This window comes from Streptomyces sp. sk2.1 (assembly GCF_008120935.1).
In the GTDB taxonomy this organism is placed as follows: Bacteria; Actinomycetota; Actinomycetes; order Streptomycetales; family Streptomycetaceae; genus Streptomyces.
The window spans coordinates 250890-268135 of sequence record NZ_RDBO01000020.1; the positions used below are offsets into that span (position 1 = coordinate 250890).

Sequence of the window (17246 nt, forward strand, 5' to 3'; positions counted from 1 at the left end):
GCCCAGCTGTTCGACCGGCTCGGCGGGGCGGTGGGCCGGAGCCGGGGAAGGGGCTCGCTGCTACTTACGCACGGGCGGGCCGCCGCCGCACCCCGGGACACCCCGGCCGGGCGACCCCGGAGGCGGGCGGACACGAGGACCGCGCCGACAGGGTTCCCGCGCCGATCCGAGCGGACCGCACCGACCGCGCCGCCCTGCCCGGGTCACCCCGCCGCGACCTCCGACCGGTCGCCGCCCCAGAGCGTGTGGAAGGAGCCCTCCCGGTCGGTACGGCGGTAGGTGTGCGCGCCGAAGAAGTCGCGCTGCCCCTGGGTGAGCGCCGCGGGCAGCCGGTCGGCGCGCAGACCGTCGTAGTACGAGAGCGCGGCCGCGAACCCCGGCGTCGGCACGCCCTGCCGCACCGCCTCGGCGACCACCGTGCGCCAGTCGTCCTGCGCCGCGCCGATCTCCGCGGCGAACTTCTCGTCCGACAGCAGGCCCGGCAGGTCGGGCCGGGCGTCGTAGGCGGCCCGGATCCGGTCGAGGAACGCGGCCCTGATGATGCACCCGGCCCGCCAGATCGCCGCCACCGCACCGAGGTCGATGTCCCAGCCGTACGCCTCGCTGCCCGCCCGGATCTGGTGGAACCCCTGCGTGTACGAGACGATCTTGGACGCGTACAGCGCCTGTTCCACCCGGTCGGCGAAGACCGCGGCCTCGGCCGCGCCGAGCGGGGAGGCCGACGGGCCGGGCAGGTCCCGGGCGGCCTCGCGCAGATCCGCGTGCCCGGACAGGGACCGGGCGAAGACGGCCTCCGCGATTCCGGAGACGGGCACCCCCAGGTCCAGGGCGATCTGCACCGTCCAGCGGCCCGTGCCCTTCTGTTCGGCCCGGTCCTGCACGATGTCGACGAAGGGCTTCCCGGTGGCCGCGTCGGTGTGGGCGAGGACCTCCGCCGTGATCTCGATCAGATACGAGTCGAGGCGGCCGGTGTTCCAGCCGCGGAACGTCTCGGCGATCTTCGCGGGGGAGTAGCCCGCCACGGTGCGCAGCAGGTCGTACGCCTCCGCGATCAGCTGCATGTCCGCGTACTCGATGCCGTTGTGGACCATCTTCACGAAGTGCCCGGCCCCGTCGGGCCCGATGTGGGTGGTGCACGGGGTGCCGTCCTTCGCCCTGGCGGCGATCCGTTCCAGCAGCGGCCCCAGCGACTCGTACGACTCGGCCGAACCGCCCGGCATGATGCTCGGTCCGTTCAGCGCGCCCTCCTCGCCGCCCGAGATGCCGACGCCGACGAAGTGGATGCCGCGCCCGCGCAGCTCCTTCTCCCGGCGCCGGGTGTCCTGGAAGTGCGCGTTGCCGCCGTCGATGATGACGTCGCCCTCTTCGAGGAGCGGGGCGAACTCCTGGATCACGGCATCGGTCGGGTCGCCCGCCTTCACCATGATCACGAGTCGGCGCGGACGTTCGAGTGCCGCGACGAACTCCTGCGGGGTGCGCGCGGCGACGAAGGTCCCCTCGCCGCCGAACTCCTCCACCAGGGCGTCCGTCCGTGCGGTCGTCCGGTTGTGCACCGCGACCGTGAGGCCGTTGCGGGCGAAGTTGCGCGCGAGGTTGCGGCCCATGACCGCGAGCCCCGTGACGCCGATCTGTGCCGTGCCGCTCATCCGTGTGCTCCGCGATTCGTGTCGGAAGTGCCCGGATCTCCGATCCGGCCGGGATCTTCAGTATGGATTCGGGGCGGGAGAACGGCCTGTTCGCCGTCGACTGCGCGAAGTCACCTTGGTATGTTAGAAAAGTGCCTAGGGCTCCTAGGATTGATTGCGGCGGAGGTGGCGGATGGTTCGCGCGGGACTCACGACCGAGCGCGTGGTGGAGGCGGCGGCCGACCTGGCCGACGACATCGGCTTCGACAAGGTCACGATCTCCGCCCTGGCCCGGGGCTTCGGTGTCAAGGACGCCAGCCTGTACTCGCACGTCAAGAACCTCCAGGACCTGCGGTTCCGGGTCGCGGTGCTGGCCTCCGAGGAGTTCATCGACCGGATCGCCGCCGCCGTGGTGGGCCGGGCCGGGAAGGACGCCCTGGTCGGGTTCGCCGATGCCTACCGGGCCTTCGCGCTGGAGCGGCCGGGCCGGTACGAGGCGACGCAGCTGCGGGTCGATCCCGCCGTCGCGGCCCGGACGTCCGCGTACCGCCGCACCATCGAGACCACGGGCGCGATGCTGCGGGCCTACGGCCTGGCCGAGCCCGATCTCACGGACGCCGTACGGCTGTTGCGCAGCACCTTCCACGGCTACTGCGCACTGGAGGCGAGCGGGGGCTTCGGCGCGCCCCGCGACGTGCAGACGTCCTGGGAACGAGCCGTCGAGGCCCTGCACTTCCTGCTGGAGCACTGGCCGTCGGCCACGGACAAGGGGGAGAACGAGGATGGCTGACCACATGGCACCGGACCGCACCGGACACCTGGAGGTGCCCGGCGCGACGCTGTACCACGAGGTGCGCGGCGAGGGCCCGTTGCTGCTGTTGCTGCCGGGAGGCAGCGCCGACGCGGGGATCTACGACCGGATGGCGGCGCGGCTCGCCGACAGGTGGACCGTCGCGACCCTCGACCCGCGCGGATACTCGCGCAGCCTCATCGACGGCGGGACGGGCGAGCAGCGGGTGGCGGTGCAGAGCGAGGACGCGTACCGGCTGATCGAGTCGCTCGCGCCGGACGGCGGCCCGGTGTCGGTCTTCGGAGCCAGTTCGGGGGCGATCGTGGCCCTGGACCTGCTCGTCCGGCACCCCGAGCGGCTGCACCGGGTGGTCGCGCACGAGCCGCCCCTGGTGGAGCTGCTGCCCGATCCGGAACGGGGACGACGGCTCTTCGCCTCGGTGCGGGACTCCTTCCGTGCCGAAGGGGTGGCCGCGGCGCTGGCCACCATGACGGAGGGCCTCATGGCCTCGGCCCCGTCCTCGCCGCCCGTACGGGAGACGGCGGCGAGGACGGAGACGGAGCCGGTCGAGCAGACCGTGCGGGAGGCCGAGGCCGTGCAGAGGATGCATGCCAACCTTCCGGTGTTCCTGGAGCACGTGCTGTGCTCGTTCAGCGGTCACGCCCTGGACCCGGAAGCGCTGGCACGCGGTGGGCGGAAGCTGGTCGTCGGGGTGGGGGAGGAGTCCGGCACCCTGCTCACGGCGGTTCCGGGTCCCCGGCTGGCGGACCGGGCGGGCGGCGGGCTCGTGGAGTTCCCCGGCGGGCACACCGGATCGAGCGAGCACCCCGAGGCGTTCGCCGCGCGGCTGCGGTCGGTACTGCTCGACCGGACCGGTCCCGGCGCGTGAGACCGGGAAGAACGGGGTGCGGGCCGTAGGCTCTGTGCCGTCGGCCGCCACCTCGGCGAGACGCCGGCCGGGTGCGAGCGATGCGCCGGCAGGGCTGTACGGGCTGGTGACCACGGCGGGGACGACTCCGCGAAACCCACCTCACCCTGCACAGAGGAATCCCGACATGCGCACTTCCCGGATCAGCACCGCCACTCTGGCCGTCGGCACCGCCGCACTCGCCCTGTCCCTGACCGCCTGCGGCGGTTCGGGCAGCGCCGTCGGCGGGGCCGCGAGCACACGCACGGGCACCACCACCACGGTGGGCGGTTCGGCGGGGGCGGGGAACGCGCGGCAGGTGTCGGGGACGGACGACGGCAAGAACGTCCTCGCCTCCGTCTCGCGCTCCGGCTCCGCAGGGGGCGGCACCGTCACCTCCGGCGGTGCCGTTTTGTGCGCGGGCGACGAGATGGCGTACTCCGTGCTGCACCGCTTCCCGGACCAGCCGGGCGAGCACCTGCTGATCACCGCGCGGAACGCCGGTTCCGAGCCCTGCTGGGTCACCTCGTCCCCGTCGGTCGTGCTCGGGGACGGTTCGGACGTCCTGCCCCACTCGACGAAGGACGCCCCGGGCGGCAGCGCCCGGATCACGGTCCGGCCCGGTGGCAAGGTCTACTCCGCCGTGGCGCTCTTCGCCGACGGCCCGGGGCCCCGTACGGCGGCGGGCCTCTCGATCGCCCTGCGCGACGGGACCGGGCACACGGGCCGGGCCGTCGAGCAGGACGCCCGCGACGGCGAGGGCGTGCCGTCGTCGTTCACCTGGTCCAGCGCCGACGTCACGAACTGGAACACGGCCCGGCCCTACGACTTCTGACCGGGCGAAGTCCCGCGCGGGAAAAAGTTCGTTGCGGACGCCCCGGCCATGGCTGAGAGACTGGGCCCATGGATACGACGAGGCGATTCCGGGCGGCGGCCGTGGAGTGGGCGGCCGACGGCGCCGGGGCGCCTGCGGCCGCCGCGACCGCACGTGAACTGGCCACCGGCCCCGCCCTGCGCACGGCCGTGCTCGTGGAAGGGGTCAGCGACCAGGTGGCGCTCGATACGCTGGCCGCGCGCCACGGCCGCGCCCTCGACGCGGAGGGCATCGCCGTCATCCCGCTCGGGGGCGCCACCAACATCGGCCGGTTCCTGAACCTGCTGGGCCCCCAGGGGCTCGGCATCGCGGTGGCGGGGCTGTGCGACGTCGGTGAGGAGGGCCACTTCTCGCGCGCCCTGGAGCGGGCGGGTCTCGGCCACGACCTCACGCGCGCCGACATGGAGCCGCTCGGTTTCCACGTGTGCGTCGCCGACCTGGAGGAGGAGCTGATCCGCGCCCTCGGCGCCGACTCCGTGCAACAGGTCATCGAGGCCCAGGGCGACCTGCGGGCCTTCCACATCTTCCAGAAGCAGCCCGCCCAGCGGGAGCGGAGCGTCGAGCGGCAGCTGCGGCGCTTCATGGGAACCATCAGCGGCCGGAAGAGCCAGTACGCCCGCTCGCTCGTCGACGCCCTGGACCTCGCCCGGGTGCCGCGCCCGCTGGACCGTCTGCTCGCGCACCTGTAGCGGCTCGACGGGCCCTGCGGGACGACGGACGGCCCCGGCCCGACCCCGTACGGACGTACGCGGCCGGGCCGGGGCAGCGCTCCGCGGCGCGGGGTGAGGGGCGCGGCGATATGGCCTAGAGCGGCGTGACGTACGCGCCGGAGAGCCCGCCGTCGACCAGGAAGTCGGTGGCGTTGACGAAGGAGGAGTCGTCGCTGGCCAGGAAGGCCACGGCGGCGGCCATCTCGTCGGGTTCGGCGAACCGGCCGACCGGGATGTGCACCAGCCTGCGCGCCGCCCGCTCCGGGTCCTTGGCGAACAGCTCCTGGAGCAGCGGGGTGTTGACCGGCCCGGGGCACAGGGCGTTGACCCGGATGCCCTCACGGGCGAACTGCACCCCGAGTTCGCGGGACATGGCCAGGACGCCGCCCTTGGACGCGGTGTAGGAGATCTGCGAGGTGGCGGCGCCCATCCGGGCCACGAACGAGGCGGTGTTGATGATGGAGCCCTTGCCCTGGCGGCGCATGTAGGGGATCGCCGCCTTGCAGCACAGGTAGACGGAGGTGAGGTTGACCTCCTGCACCCGCCGCCAGGCGTCGAGGCCGGTCTCCAGGATCGAGTCGTCGTCGGGCGGCGAGATCCCCGCGTTGTTGAAGGCGATGTCGACCGAGCCGTACGTGTCGAACGCGGCCTTGAACAGCGCCTCGACCTGCTCGGCGTCCGTGACATCGGTACGGACGAAGAGGCCGGCGACCTCCTCGGCGACGGCCTTGCCGCTCTTCTCGTCCACGTCCGCGCAGACGACGTGGGCGCCCTCGTCGGCCAGGCGCCGTGCGGTGGCGAGCCCGATGCCGCTGCCGGCTCCGGTGACGACGGCAGTGCGGCCGACCAGGCGGCGGCAGACGGCGGTGGTGTCGGTCATGGTGCTTCAGGCCTCCGTGCTGATGAAGACGTTCTTGGTTTCGGTGAAGGCGGCGAGGGCGTCGGGACCGAGTTCACGGCCCAGCCCGGACTGCTTGTAACCGCCGAAGGGAGTCGAATAACGGACGCTGGAGTGCGAGTTGACCGAGAGGTTCCCGGCCCGCAGGCCCTGGGCCACGCGCAGGGCGCGGCCCACGTCACGGGTCCAGACCGAGCCGGCGAGCCCGTACTCCGTCGCGTTCGCCAGGCGTACGGCGTCCGCCTCGTCGTCGAAGGGCAGGACCACGGCGACCGGGCCGAACACCTCCTCGACGGCCACCGGCGCGTCCGGCGACACCCCGGCGAGCACGGTCGGCGGGTACCAGAACCCCGGCCCCTCCGGCGCCCGGCCGAGGATCGTCCGTACGCCGTCCGGCGGACCGTCCCCGCCGGGGCCGTCCACGAAGCCGCGTACCCGGTCCCGCTGGACGGCGGAGATCAGCGGTCCCATCTGGGTCTTCTCGTCGGACGGGTCGCCGACCACCACGGCGGCGACGGCCGGTGCCAGCAGATCGAGGAAGCGGTCGTGGACGGAGCGCTCGACGAGGATGCGGGTCCGGGCGCAGCAGTCCTGGCCCGAGTTGTCCAGGAAGGACATCGGGGCGGCGGCCGCCGCGGCGGCCAGATCGGCGTCGGCGAAGACCACGTTCGGGCTCTTGCCGCCGAGCTCCAGGGTGAGGGGCTTCACGCGGTCGGCGCAGCGGGCCATGATGTGCTTGCCGGTCCGGGTGGAGCCGGTGAAGACGATCTTGGCCACGCCGGGGTGTTCCACCAGGGCGTTCCCGGCCACCGCGCCCTCGCCGGGAAGCACCTGGAAGAGCCCGTCGGGCAGTCCGGCCGCCAGGGCCAGTTCCGCCAGGCGCAGCGCGGTCAGCGGCGTGGTCTCGGCGGGCTTGAGCAGGACGGCGTTGCCGGCGGCGAGCGCCGGGGCCGTGCCCCAGGCGGCGATCGGCATCGGGAAGTTCCAGGGCGCGATGACACCGACGACGCCGAGGGGTTCCAGCAGGGTGAAGTCGATGCCGCCCGCGACCGGGATCTGTCGGCCCGTCAGGCGCTCGGCGCCCCCCGCGCAGTAGTCGAGGAGGTCGCGCACATTGCCCGCCTCCCAGCGGGCGTTGCCGATGGTGTGACCGGCCTCGCGGACCTCCAGCAGGGCCAGTTCCTCGATGTGTTCGTCGACCACGGCGGCGAAGCGGCGCAGCAGCCGGGCCCGGTCGGCGGGTGCGGCGGCGGCCCAGGCGCGCTGGGCGGTGGCGGCGCGGACGACGGCCGCGTCGACGTCGGCGGGGGCGGCGGCCGGGACGGTCGCGACGACCTCGGCCGTGGACGGGTTCAGGACGTCCAGGTTGCGGGGTTCGGACTGATGGGACACGTACGGGCCTCGATCGTCGGGAACAGGAACAGGAACAGGAACAGGAACGGGGGAGTGGTGCGGGGGCGGGGCGCAGGTCACAGGCGCTCGAAGGAGCGGCGCAGCTCCCAGTCGGTCACGGCGGCGTCGTACGCGGCGAGTTCGACACGCGCCATGTTCAGGTAGTGCGCGACGACCTCCTCGCCGAAGGCCTCCTTGGCGATGGGGCTGGCCTCCCACAGGTCGGCGGCCTCGCGCAGGGTGGTCGGCACCTGCTGGTACTCGGCGGTGTAGGCGTTTCCGGTGCACACCTCGGGCAACGGCAGTTCGTGCTCCACCCCGTACAGCCCCGCGGCGACCAGCCCGGCGGTGGCGAGGTACGGGTTGACGTCGCCGCCGGGCAGCCGGTTCTCGAAACGGCGGGAGCGGCCGTGCCCGACCACCCGCAGCGAACAGGTGCGGTTGTCGTGGCCCCAGGCGACGGCGGTCGGCGCGAACGACCCGGGCTGGAACCGCTTGTAGGAGTTGATGTTCGGCGCGTACAGCAGCGAGAAATCGCGCAGCGCGGCGAGCTGCCCGGCCAGGAAGTGCCGCATCAGCGGCGACATGCCGTCCGGGCCGTCGCCCGCCATCGCGTTGCCGCCGTCGCCGTCGGTGAGCGAGAGGTGGATGTGACAGGAATTGCCCTCGCGCTCGTCGTACTTGGCCATGAAGGTGAGCGAGACGCCCTCCTGCGCGGCGATCTCCTTGGCGCCCGTCTTGTAGACGGCGTGCTGGTCGCAGGTGATCAGCGCCTCGTCGTAGCGGAAGGCGATCTCGTGCTGGCCGAGGTTGCACTCGCCCTTGGCCGACTCGACCGTCAGCCCGGCGGCCTGCATCTCGTTGCGGATGCGGCGCAGCAGCGGTTCGACGCGGCCGGAGCCCAGGATGGAGTAGTCGACGTTGTACTGGTTGGCCGGGGTCAGCCCGCGGTAGTCGCGGTCCCAGGCCTCCTCGTAGCTGTCCTTGAAGACGATGAACTCCAACTCCGTGCCCACCTGGGCCCGGTAGCCGAGTGCGGCCAGCCGGTCCAGCTGGCGGCGCAGGACCTGGCGCGGCGCGGCGACGACCGGGCTGCCGTCGTGCCAGGCGAGGTCGGCCAGCAGCAGGGCGGTGCCCTCGTGCCAGGGGACGAGCCGCAGCGAGGCGAGGTCCGGGACCATGGCGAAGTCGCCGTAGCCGTGCTCCCAGGAGGACATCGCATAGCCGTCGACGGTGTTCATGTCGGTGTCCACGGCCAGCAGGTAGTTGCAGCCCTCGGTGCCGTGCTCCAGGACCTCGTCGAGGAAGAACCCGGCGGCGAACCGCTTCCCCTGGAGCCGCCCCTGCATGTCGGGGAACGCCAGCACGACGGTGTCGATCGACCCGTTCGCGACGAGCGAGCGCAGCTCCTCGACGGCGAGCGGGGGTGTGCGGTCTGCCACGGGATTCCTCCTTGGGTGCACCGAGATCCATAAGGTATGGCAGTTGACCATTGCTTGGGAAGGGGGCCGGTGGGTGGTGGCGAGGAGGCCCTCCCTGCGGTATCTCGGCCCCAGCCCTCCCTGCGGTATCTCGGCCCCAACTGGTACGCCTCCGTCATGGGCACCTCGATCGTTGCGAGCGCGGGGGCCGCGCTGCCCGTGCACGTACCGGGGCTGCGGACCTTCTGCGTGTTCGTGTGGGCGCTCTCGGCGATCGCGCTCGCCGTGCTGCTCACGGCCCGCGCCGGGCACTGGATCGCCCATCGCGACCAGGCCCGCGACCATCTGCTCGACCCCGCCGTCGCCCCCTTCTACGGCTGCCTCTCGATGGCGCTGCTGGCCGTCGGCGGCTCCTCGCTCACGGTGGGCCGGGATCTCATCGGGGAGTCGGCGGCCCTGGCGCTGGACGTGGTGCTGTACACGGCGGGCACGGTGATCGGTCTGGTCGCCGCGGCCGCGATCCCGTACCTGATGGTCGTGCGCCACCGGATCGAGCCGGGGAACGCCTCGCCGGTGTGGCTGCTCCCGGTGGTGGCACCGATGGTCTCCGCGGCGCTCGGCCCACTGCTGGTGCCCCACCTGCCCGCCGGGCAGTGGCGGGAGGCGATGCTGCTGGCCTGTTACGCGATGTTCGGCCTGAGCCTGCTGGCCACGCTGGTGATGCTGCCGCTGGTCTTCGCCCGGCTCGTCCACCGTGGGCCGCTGCCGCTCGCGCTGACGCCCACGCTGTTCCTGGTCCTCGGTCCGCTGGGGCAGTCGACGACCGCGGTCGGTCAGATCGCCGACGCGGCGCCGGGCGCGGTCCCGGAGCCGTACGTCGCGGGGTTCGAGATGTTCGCCGTGCTGTACGGGGTGCCGGTGATGGGGTTCGCGCTGCTGTGGCTGGCCCTGTCCGCGGCGCTGGTGGTGCGGGCCCTGCGCAACGGCATGACCTTCGCCATGACGTGGTGGGGCTTCACCTTCCCCGTCGGCACCTGTGTCACGGGCGCCGCGGGCCTGGCCCGGCACACCGGTCTCACGGCGTTCACCTGGCTGTCCGTCGTCCTGTACGTGCTGCTGGTGACCGCGTGGGCGGTGGCCGGGATCCGGACGCTGCGCGGGCTGTTCGGCGGAGCGCTGCTCGCAGCACCGCAGGTGCCCGCACCAGTGACGGCCCGTACCACGTGAGGTACCGCCCGTCGACGAGCGCGGCGGGCAGCGCCGGGAAGGCCTCGGGTCCGTCGGTCGCGGTGAAGCGGTACGGCTCGTCGGGCAGCACCACCAGGTCGGCGCCCGCCGCGTTGAGCTCGTCGAGGGGGATGCGGGGATAGCGCTCGGCGTGGTCCGCGTGGACGTTCTCCACGCCGAGCCGGGCCAGCAGGTCCCCGGCGAAGGTGTCGCGGCCCAGCACCATCCACGGCCTGCGCCAGACGGGCACCACCGCGCGGCGCGGGGCCGAGGGGGGCGGGAGCGCGTCCCAGGCCGCCTCCGCCTCGTCCAGCCAGCGCGGCCGGGACCTGCCGCAGGCGGCCAGGACGCGTGCGAGCTCCGCGAAGGCCCCGTCGAGGGTGCGGATCTCCGTGACGAGCACCTCGGTACCGGCGGTCCTGAGCGCGGCGATGTCGGCGGCCCGGTTCTCCTCCTCGTTGGCGAGGACGAGGTCGGGCCGGAGCGCGAGGACCGCCGCCACGTCGGGGTTCTTGGTCCCGCCGATCCGGGCGGCGGTCAGGCCGGCCGGGTGGGTGCACCAGTCGGTGACGCCGGCCAGCCGGCCGGGGTCGGTGGCGGCGACGGCCTCGGTGAGCGAGGGCACCAGGGAGACGACGCGCACGGGGGCCTCCGGTCAGCGGCGCGGGTCGAAGGTGGCGTCGATGTGCTCGGCGACCGAGACGACCAGCAGCCGTGTGCCGGGCTCCGTGGCCCGCCAGCGGTGCCGCACCCCGCCGGACAGGAAGAGCGTGTCGCCCTCCTCCAGCCGGTACGCCTGCCCCTCGGCCTCCACCTCGACGCCGCCCCGGGTCACGTACATCACCTCGTCGTTGCGGTGCTGGAACTCGCGCCCGAGGTCGATCTCCCCGGTGAACTCCAGGGCACTGAGCTGGTGGCGTCCGCGCACCACCCGGCGCACCCCGTCGCTCTCGCCCGCGCGCACCACGTCGACGGCGCGCGCCGAGTCCGCGGCGGCGCGCAGCCGCGCCGTGGTGGTCTCCAGGGCTTCGGCGACCAGGTCCAGGGACCGGGCGCTGGGCCGGGCCCGCTCGTTCTCGATCTGGCTGAGGAACGGCACGGACAGGCCGCTGCGCCCGGCGACCGCGGCCAGCGTGAGTCCCAGGGACCTGCGTCTGCGGCGGACCGCGGCACCCACGCGGAGTGCTTCCTTCTCGTCCATGTCCGGCTCCCTCCCGACTCGCCATCCTTCCGGTTGCCGACGTGTTACGCACACGGTTGCACAAGTCGGCCCGCCGATGAACACCGAGGCAGCGGGAAGGGGTGGGTACCGCCGACGGCGGTACCCACCCCTTCGGGTGCTTCCGGACCCTACTGCGGGGCCATCTTGTCCGCGATGCCCGGGTTCTTCGCCATCCAGGCCTTCACGGCCTCCTCCTCGTGGCCCGTACCGAGCTTCTGGATCTGGTTCTCCAGGCCGGCGAGCTGGTCCTCGCTCAGCTCGAACGCCTTGAACCACTCCGTCAGCTGCGGGTACTGCTCCGGGAAGTCCTTGGACGCGATGGTGTGCAGCCGGTCGCCGTCGCCGAAGGCCTTCTCGGGGTCCTTCAGCTTGGTCATGCCGTACTCGCTGTACGCCCAGTGCGGCGTCCAGAGCAGCACCGCGACGGGCTCCTTCTTGGCGTACGCGCGCTTCAGCTCGGCCAGCATGCCGGGCGTCGAGGAGTCGAGGACCTCGTACTCCTTGTCGAGGCCGTACGTCGGCAGCACGTTCTTCTTGAGGTTCTCCATCGTGGCGGTGCCCGGCTCGATGCCGATGATCCGGTTCTTGAACCGCGAGCCCTTGCCCTTGAGGTCGGCGAGGGACTCGACGTCCTTCACGTACGAGGGCACCGCGACCTCGATCGACGTCGGGCCGTACCACGAGCCGAGGTCGGTCAGCCGGGAACCGTACTTGTCCCAGTAGTTCTTCTGGGTGTACGGCAGCCAGCCGTCGAACTGCACGTCGATCTGGCCGCGCGACATCGCGGTGTACATCGGGCCGACCTCGAACTGCTTGAGGTTGATCCTGTAGCCGCGCTCCTCCAGGACCGCCTTCCACAGGTACGTGGCGGCGATGTCCTCCTCCCAGGGGAACCAGGCCATCTCGACGGGGCGGTCGCGCTCGTCCTTGCCGTTCTTCTTCCCGGCGGCCTTCGCCCCGGTGACCGGGGTCCACTCGTCGGCGACGCCCGGGTTGGCCTTCAGCCAGGTGCGGACGGCCTCCTGCTCCTTGCCGGAGCCGGCCTTCTGGATCTCCGCCTCCAGGCTGGTGAGCTGGTCCTCGCTCATCTTGAAGTTCTTGAGCCAGCGGCCGACCTCGGGGTTGTCGGCGGAGAAGCCCTTGCGGGCCAGGGTGTGGATGCCGTCGCCCTTGCCCCAGAGGTTCTTGGGGTCCTTGAGCTTGGTGAGCTCGAACTGGTTGTACGCCCAGTGCGGCGACCAGAGCGGGACGACGATGGGTTCCTTCTTGGCGTACGCGCGCTTCAGCTCGGCCAGCATCGAGGGCGTGGAGCCGTCGATGACCTTGTACTCCTCGTCCAGGCCGTAGCCCGGCAGGATCTTGTCCTTGAGCAGGCCCGTCTCACCGGCGCTCGGCTCGATGCCGACGATCCGGTTCTTGAACCGCGAGCCCTTGCCCTTGAGGTCGTCCAGGGACTTGACGTCCTCCAGGTAGGCCGGGACGGCCAGCTCCAGCGAGGTGGGGCCGTACCAGGAGCCCATGTCCTCCAGCTTGTCCTGGTACTTCTTCCAGTAGCTGGCGTGCGTGACCGGGAGCCAGGAGTCGGTCTCGAAGTCGATCTGGCCGTTGGCCATGCCGGTGTAGAGCGCACCGGCCTCGTACTGCTTGACGTCGACCTCGAAGCCGCGCCGTTCCAGCATCTCCTTCCAGAGGAAGGTGGAGGCGATGCCCTCGTCCCACGGGATGTACCCCATGCTGATCTTCTTGCCGGCGCCGATGTCCGAACCGTCGGCGGCGGTGTCCTTGTCCGTGCCGGACGAGCCGAAGATCCCCATGCCGCCCGCGACGAGCGCGAGGACGACGACGCCGACGACCGCGACCACGGGCTGCGGGCGGTGGTTCCAGATCTTCGGTCCGCCGGCCATCGACTGCGCCTTGGCGAGCGCGCGCCGGGCGAGCGGGGAGACCTCGCGGCCGAGCGCGCCGGTCATCCGGTCCAGGTACATCGCCACGATGACGATGGAGATGCCCGCCTCGAAGCCGAGGCCGACGTCCACGTTGCCGATGGCGCGGTAGACGGCGCCGCCGAGGCCGCCGCCGCCGACCATGCCGGCGATGACCACCATGGACAGGCCCAGCATGATGACCTGGTTGATGCCCGCCATGATCGTGGGCAGGGCGAGCGGGAGCTGGACCCGCAGCAGGGTGTTGCGCCGGGTGGTGCCGAACGCCTCGGCCGCCTCGACGAGCTCGCCGTCGACCTGGCGGATGCCGAGTTCGGTCATCCGGACGCCCGGGGGCAGCGAGAAGATGATGGTGGCGATGATGCCGGGGACCACGCCGACGCCGAAGAAGATGACGCCGGGGATCAGGTAGACCATGGCGGGCATGGTCTGCATGAAGTCCAGGACCGGGCGGGTGACCGCGCTGACGGCCTTGGAGCGGGACGCCCAGATGCCCAGCGGCACGGACAGCACCAGCGCGATGATGGTGGCGACGAGCACCAGGGTGACGGTGTCCATCGCCTCGTCCCACAGCTCGACGGAGTCGATGAGGGCGAATCCGACGAAGGCGAGCGCGCCCGCGAGCAGACCGCGCAGCCACCAGGCGATGACGGCGACGATGCCCGCGAAGAGCAGCGGGGCGGGGGCGGAGAGCACGGCGGCTATGCCGTCGAACATGCCACTGACGACGGAGCTGATCGCGTCGAACAGCCAGGCCAGGTGGGTCTGCAGCCAGTCGACGGCCGAGTCGACCCAGTCACCGAGAGGGAGCCTAAACACTGGCCACCTTCTTCAGGTCGGCCGGGACGTCCTTCGGGGCCTCGGCGGGGGTCATCGGTTCGCCGAGGACGGCGAGCAGCCGGGCGCGCGGGACGACGCCGACGAGCTTGCCCCCGGCGTCGGTCACGGCGACCGCGACCCCGCTCTGCGAGCAGGGCGTGAAGAGCTCGGCGATCGGCGTGGACTCGGTGACGGTGGCCGGGGCGGCCGCGATCACGTCGGCGGCGGTGCGCAGTTCCTTGCCGTCGTCCGTGCTGGTGCCCATGACGGTGTGCGGCTCGGCCATGATGGCCCCCGCGGTCAGCACCCGGGTCCGGTCGACGTCCTGGGTGAAGGAGGCGACGTAGTCGTTGGCCGGGGTGACGAGGATGTCCTCGGCGGTGCCGAGCTGGACTATCCGCCCGTCGCGCATCACGGCGATGCGGTCGCCCAGGCGCATGGCCTCGTTGAGGTCGTGGGTGATGAAGACGATGGTCTTCTTCAGCCGCTTCTGCAGTTCGAGCAGCTGGTCCTGCATGTCGCGGCGGATCAGCGGGTCGAGCGCGCTGAAGGACTCGTCCATCAGCAGCAGGTCGGCGTCGGTGGCCAGGGCGCGGGCCAGGCCGACGCGCTGCTGCATGCCGCCGGAGAGCTCGTCGGGCCAGGACTTCTCCCAGCCGGCGAGACCGGTCAGCTCCAGTGCCTCGGCGGCGCGCTTCTCGCGCTCGGCACGCGGCACGCCCTGCACTTCGAGGCCGTACGCGGCGTTCTCCAGCACACTGCGGTGGGGGAAGAGCGCGAAGTGCTGGAACACCATGCTGATCTTCGAGGACCGGACGTGGCGCAGCTCGGCGGGGGTCAGGGCGGTCAGGTCCTGCCCGTCGAACAGCACGCGCCCGGCCGTGGGCTCCAGAAGTCCGTTGAGCATGCGCAGCAGCGTGGACTTGCCGGACCCGGACAGACCCATCACGACGAAGATCTGACCCGGCTCGACGGCGAACGAGGCGTCGATCACCGCTGCGGTCGTTCCGTCGGCGCGCAGCTCGTCGCGGTCGGCACCGTCCTCGAGCCTTCGCACTGCTTGATCGGGTCGTCTGCCGAACACCTTGTACAAGTGCTCGGCCTGCAGCCTTGACACATACACCTCGCGGGTTGAACCGAAAAACGGTCTGCCACCCCCTCCGGCAGACCGTGGAGCGACGCGGATCCGGTCCGCACGGCACGCGCATTGGTTGAAATCGCTACGTGATCCGCTCCGGCTGCGCGCCTGCCCCCGCTTATCCGACCCAAACACAAGAGTGACCCAGGTCACGTTTCCGTGATCGGCAACGCGGTCCGCCCTCCCCCGGTGTCCGCGGCGGGCGGTGTCGGTGGGGTGCGGCATCATCGGGGTGTGACGCGACGCCTGATGCTCCTCGACACCGCCTCCCTCTACTACCGCGCCTACTTCGGGGTCCCCGACTCGGTGCGCGCCCCGGACGGCACGCCGGTCAACGCCGCGCGCGGTCTGCTCGACTTCATCGCCCGCCTGGTGCAGGACCACCGGCCGGACGACCTGGTCGCCTGCATGGACGCCGACTGGCGGCCGCACTGGCGGGTCGAGCTGATCCCCTCGTACAAGGCGCACCGGGTCGCGACGGAGACCGCCGAGGGGCTGCCCGACGAGGAGGAGACCCCCGACACCCTGGCCCCGCAGGTCCCGGTGATCGAGGACGTGCTCGACGCCGTGGGCATCGCCCGGGTAGGCGTCGCGGACTACGAGGCGGACGACGTGATCGGCACGCTCACCGGCCGGGCCACCGGGCCCGTGGACATCGTCACCGGCGACCGCGACCTCTATCAGCTGGTCGACGACGCCCGCGGGGTGCGGGTGCTCTACCCGTTGAAGGGGGTCGGCTCGCTCCAGCCGACGGACGGGGCGTGGCTGCGGGAGAAGTACGGGGTGGACGGCTCCGGGTACGCGGACCTGGCCCTGCTGCGCGGCGACCCGAGCGACGGACTGCCGGGCGTCCCGGGCATCGGTGAGAAGACGGCGGCGAAGCTGCTGGACGCCTTCGGCGATCTGGCCGGGATCATGGCCGCCGCCGACGATCCGGGGTCGGCGCTGACGCCGTCGCAGCGCAGGCGGCTCGACGAGGCGCGGGACTACGTGGCCGTCGCGCCGAAGGTGGTCCGGGTCGCGGGCGACGTGCCCCTGCCGGAGTTCGATCCCGCGCTGCCCGCCGCGCCGCGCGATCCCGCCGCGCTGGAGGACCTCGCGAAGCGGTGGGGGCTGGGCGGTTCGCTGCAGCGCCTGCTCTCCACTCTGCCCGGATGAAGTGTTAGCTTAGGTAAACCTAAGTAATCGGAGCAGGGAGAACCTCGTGGCAGAGCGACCGGCACGGCAGGCACCCAAGGCGCAGGGGGCCCAGGTGCTGCGCACCGAGCGGATCACACCTCACATGGTGCGCGTGGTGTTCGGCGGCGAGGGCCTCGCCGGTTTCGAGCTCTCCGGGTGCACCGACCACTACGTCAAGATCTGCTTCGCCCCCGAGGGGGCCGACTACGCGCACCCCTTCGACATGGCCCGCATCCGCGAGGAGCAGCCGCGGGAGCTGTGGCCCACGACCCGTACGTACACGGTGCGGTCCTGGGACCCGGCCGCCCGCGAGCTGGCGATCGACTTCGTGGTCCACGGCGACGAGGGGCTCGCCGGGCCCTGGGCGGTGCGGGCCACGCCGGGCGAGCAGGTGACCTTCCTGGGGCCGGGCGGGGGCTACGCCCCGGACGCCTCGGCGGACTGGCACCTCCTGGTGGGCGACGAGAGCGCCCTGCCGGCCGTCGCGGCGGCGCTGGAGCAGATGCCCGCGGGTGCGGTGGTGCACGCCTTCGTCGAGGTGGCGGACTCCGGGGAGGAGCAGAAGATCGTGACGCCCGAGGGCGTCGGGGTGACCTGGCTGCACCGCGGGGAGCGGCCGGTCGGCGAGGCGCTGGTCGCGGCCGTGCAGGAGCTGGAGTTCCCGGCGGGCGACGTCCAGGCGTTCGTCCACGGCGAGGCCGGTTTCGTCAAGGAGATCCGGCGCCACCTGCGCCTGGACCGCGAGATCCCGCTCTCCCGGCTGTCGATATCGGGCTACTGGCGGCTCGGCCAGAACGACGACGCCTGGCGCTCGGTCAAGCGCGAGTGGAACGAGCAGGTGGAGCGTGAGCAGGAGGGCGCCGCGTAGGCCCCTTCGCCGGCTCGGGACCGGACGCGTCCCGACACCGCAGCCCCGTACGTGTGCCCCGGCCCCGGCCGGGGCACACGCGCGTCGGGACGGAACCGGGGCACGAACCGTGCTCACGCTCCACCTGCTCGTTCCACTCGCGCTTGACCGAGGCTCGTTCCACTCGCGCTTGACCGAGCGCCAGGCGTCGTCGTTCTGGCCGAGCCGCCAGTAGCCCGATATCGACAGCCGGG

At 72.1% G+C, this 17246-nt stretch carries 14 protein-coding genes and 1 pseudogene; 7 read left to right on the forward strand and 8 right to left on the reverse strand.

The features are described from left to right. Positions 1 to 203: 203 nt before the first annotated feature. Positions 204 to 1646 (reverse strand): NADP-dependent phosphogluconate dehydrogenase, encoded by a 1443-nt coding sequence (gndA, locus tag EAO76_RS04570; RefSeq protein ID WP_148833585.1) that lies wholly within the window; start codon positions 1644 to 1646, stop codon positions 204 to 206. A 172-nt stretch (positions 1647 to 1818) separates the two neighbouring features. Between gndA and EAO76_RS04575 the strand changes: the two genes are divergently transcribed. The 4 genes from EAO76_RS04575 to EAO76_RS04590 all read left to right on the forward strand — a co-directional run bounded on the left by EAO76_RS04575 (position 1819) and on the right by EAO76_RS04590 (position 4885). Continuing rightward, complete coding sequence (locus tag EAO76_RS04575) at positions 1819 to 2415, forward strand: TetR/AcrR family transcriptional regulator (RefSeq protein WP_148833587.1); 597 nt, start codon at positions 1819 to 1821, stop codon at positions 2413 to 2415. After that, a complete protein-coding gene (locus tag EAO76_RS04580; RefSeq protein WP_262375274.1) occupies positions 2408 to 3304 on the forward strand; it encodes an alpha/beta fold hydrolase in 897 nt (298 codons plus the stop codon). Before EAO76_RS04575 ends, EAO76_RS04580 begins: the two co-directional genes overlap by 8 nt. A 166-nt stretch (positions 3305 to 3470) precedes the next feature. Next, positions 3471 to 4157 carry a DUF4232 domain-containing protein gene (locus EAO76_RS04585; RefSeq protein ID WP_148833589.1) on the forward strand — a complete coding sequence of 229 codons (687 nt, stop codon included), beginning with the start codon at positions 3471 to 3473 and terminating at the stop codon, positions 4155 to 4157. A 68-nt stretch (positions 4158 to 4225) separates the two neighbouring features. After that, positions 4226 to 4885 carry a TOPRIM nucleotidyl transferase/hydrolase domain-containing protein gene (locus EAO76_RS04590; RefSeq protein WP_148833591.1) on the forward strand — a complete coding sequence of 220 codons (660 nt, stop codon included), beginning with the start codon at positions 4226 to 4228 and terminating at the stop codon, positions 4883 to 4885. Between the two features lie 115 nt (positions 4886 to 5000). On the opposite strand, the gene EAO76_RS04595 is transcribed toward EAO76_RS04590, so the two are convergent. The 3 genes from EAO76_RS04595 to EAO76_RS04605 form a co-directional block, all read right to left on the reverse strand. Continuing rightward, entirely contained in the window at positions 5001 to 5786 is a 786-nt protein-coding gene (locus EAO76_RS04595; RefSeq protein ID WP_148833593.1) for a 3-oxoacyl-ACP reductase, read from the reverse strand. Between the two features lie 6 nt (positions 5787 to 5792). Then, positions 5793 to 7196, reverse strand: coding sequence for an aldehyde dehydrogenase (locus tag EAO76_RS04600; RefSeq protein WP_148833595.1), 1404 nt, complete (start codon positions 7194 to 7196; stop codon positions 5793 to 5795). A 77-nt stretch (positions 7197 to 7273) separates the two neighbouring features. Continuing rightward, positions 7274 to 8638, reverse strand: a complete 1365-nt coding sequence (locus EAO76_RS04605) for a glutamine synthetase family protein (RefSeq protein WP_148833597.1) — start codon at positions 8636 to 8638, stop codon at positions 7274 to 7276. Positions 8639 to 8794: 156 nt separating this feature from the next. Here EAO76_RS04605 and EAO76_RS04610 point away from each other — a divergent pair. Continuing rightward, positions 8795 to 9712: pseudogene (locus tag EAO76_RS04610) on the forward strand (TDT family transporter); the annotation flags it as partial. Here the strand turns inward: EAO76_RS04610 and EAO76_RS04615 are convergent. From EAO76_RS04615 to EAO76_RS04630, 4 genes are all read right to left on the reverse strand, one after another. Then, the gene (locus EAO76_RS04615; RefSeq protein WP_148833600.1) at positions 9702 to 10487 is read right to left on the reverse strand and encodes a helical backbone metal receptor; all 786 of its coding nucleotides are present in this window, start codon (positions 10485 to 10487) and stop codon (positions 9702 to 9704) included. The pseudogene EAO76_RS04610 and the gene EAO76_RS04615 overlap by 11 nt on opposite strands. A 12-nt stretch (positions 10488 to 10499) precedes the next feature. Continuing rightward, a complete protein-coding gene (locus EAO76_RS04620; protein WP_148833602.1) occupies positions 10500 to 11045 on the reverse strand; it encodes a helix-turn-helix domain-containing protein in 546 nt (181 codons plus the stop codon). A gap of 149 nt (positions 11046 to 11194) precedes the next feature. Continuing rightward, entirely contained in the window at positions 11195 to 13828 is a 2634-nt protein-coding gene (locus tag EAO76_RS04625; RefSeq protein ID WP_148833604.1) for an ABC transporter permease/substrate binding protein, read from the reverse strand. Further along, positions 13821 to 14912: a glycine betaine/L-proline ABC transporter ATP-binding protein gene (locus EAO76_RS04630; RefSeq protein WP_376043811.1), complete on the reverse strand. Its 1092-nt coding sequence runs from the start codon at positions 14910 to 14912 to the stop codon at positions 13821 to 13823. Before EAO76_RS04630 ends, EAO76_RS04625 begins: the two co-directional genes overlap by 8 nt. A gap of 303 nt (positions 14913 to 15215) precedes the next feature. On the opposite strand from EAO76_RS04630, the gene EAO76_RS04635 reads away from it, so the two are divergent. Together EAO76_RS04635 and EAO76_RS04640 are read left to right on the forward strand one after the other, a co-directional pair. Further along, a complete protein-coding gene (locus tag EAO76_RS04635; protein WP_148835568.1) occupies positions 15216 to 16124 on the forward strand; it encodes a 5'-3' exonuclease in 909 nt (302 codons plus the stop codon). A 46-nt stretch (positions 16125 to 16170) separates the two neighbouring features. Continuing rightward, complete coding sequence (locus EAO76_RS04640; protein ID WP_148833608.1) at positions 16171 to 17013, forward strand: siderophore-interacting protein; 843 nt, start codon at positions 16171 to 16173, stop codon at positions 17011 to 17013. Positions 17014 to 17246: the final 233 nt, after the last annotated feature.

Bases quoted from the DNA above. Each gene is read 5' to 3' on its own strand.
- gndA (WP_148833585.1), bottom strand. From the start codon at position 1,646: ATGAGCGGCACGGCACAGATCGGCGTCACGGGGCTCGCGGTCATGGGC.
- EAO76_RS04575 (WP_148833587.1), top strand. From the start codon at position 1,819: ATGGTTCGCGCGGGACTCACGACCGAGCGCGTGGTGGAGGCGGCGGCC.
- EAO76_RS04580 (WP_262375274.1), top strand. From the start codon at position 2,408: ATGGCTGACCACATGGCACCGGACCGCACCGGACACCTGGAGGTGCCC.
- EAO76_RS04585 (WP_148833589.1), top strand. From the start codon at position 3,471: ATGCGCACTTCCCGGATCAGCACCGCCACTCTGGCCGTCGGCACCGCC.
- EAO76_RS04590 (WP_148833591.1), top strand. From the start codon at position 4,226: ATGGATACGACGAGGCGATTCCGGGCGGCGGCCGTGGAGTGGGCGGCC.
- EAO76_RS04595 (WP_148833593.1), bottom strand. From the start codon at position 5,786: ATGACCGACACCACCGCCGTCTGCCGCCGCCTGGTCGGCCGCACTGCC.
- EAO76_RS04620 (WP_148833602.1), bottom strand. From the start codon at position 11,045: ATGGACGAGAAGGAAGCACTCCGCGTGGGTGCCGCGGTCCGCCGCAGA.
- EAO76_RS04635 (WP_148835568.1), top strand. From the start codon at position 15,216: ATGCTCCTCGACACCGCCTCCCTCTACTACCGCGCCTACTTCGGGGTC.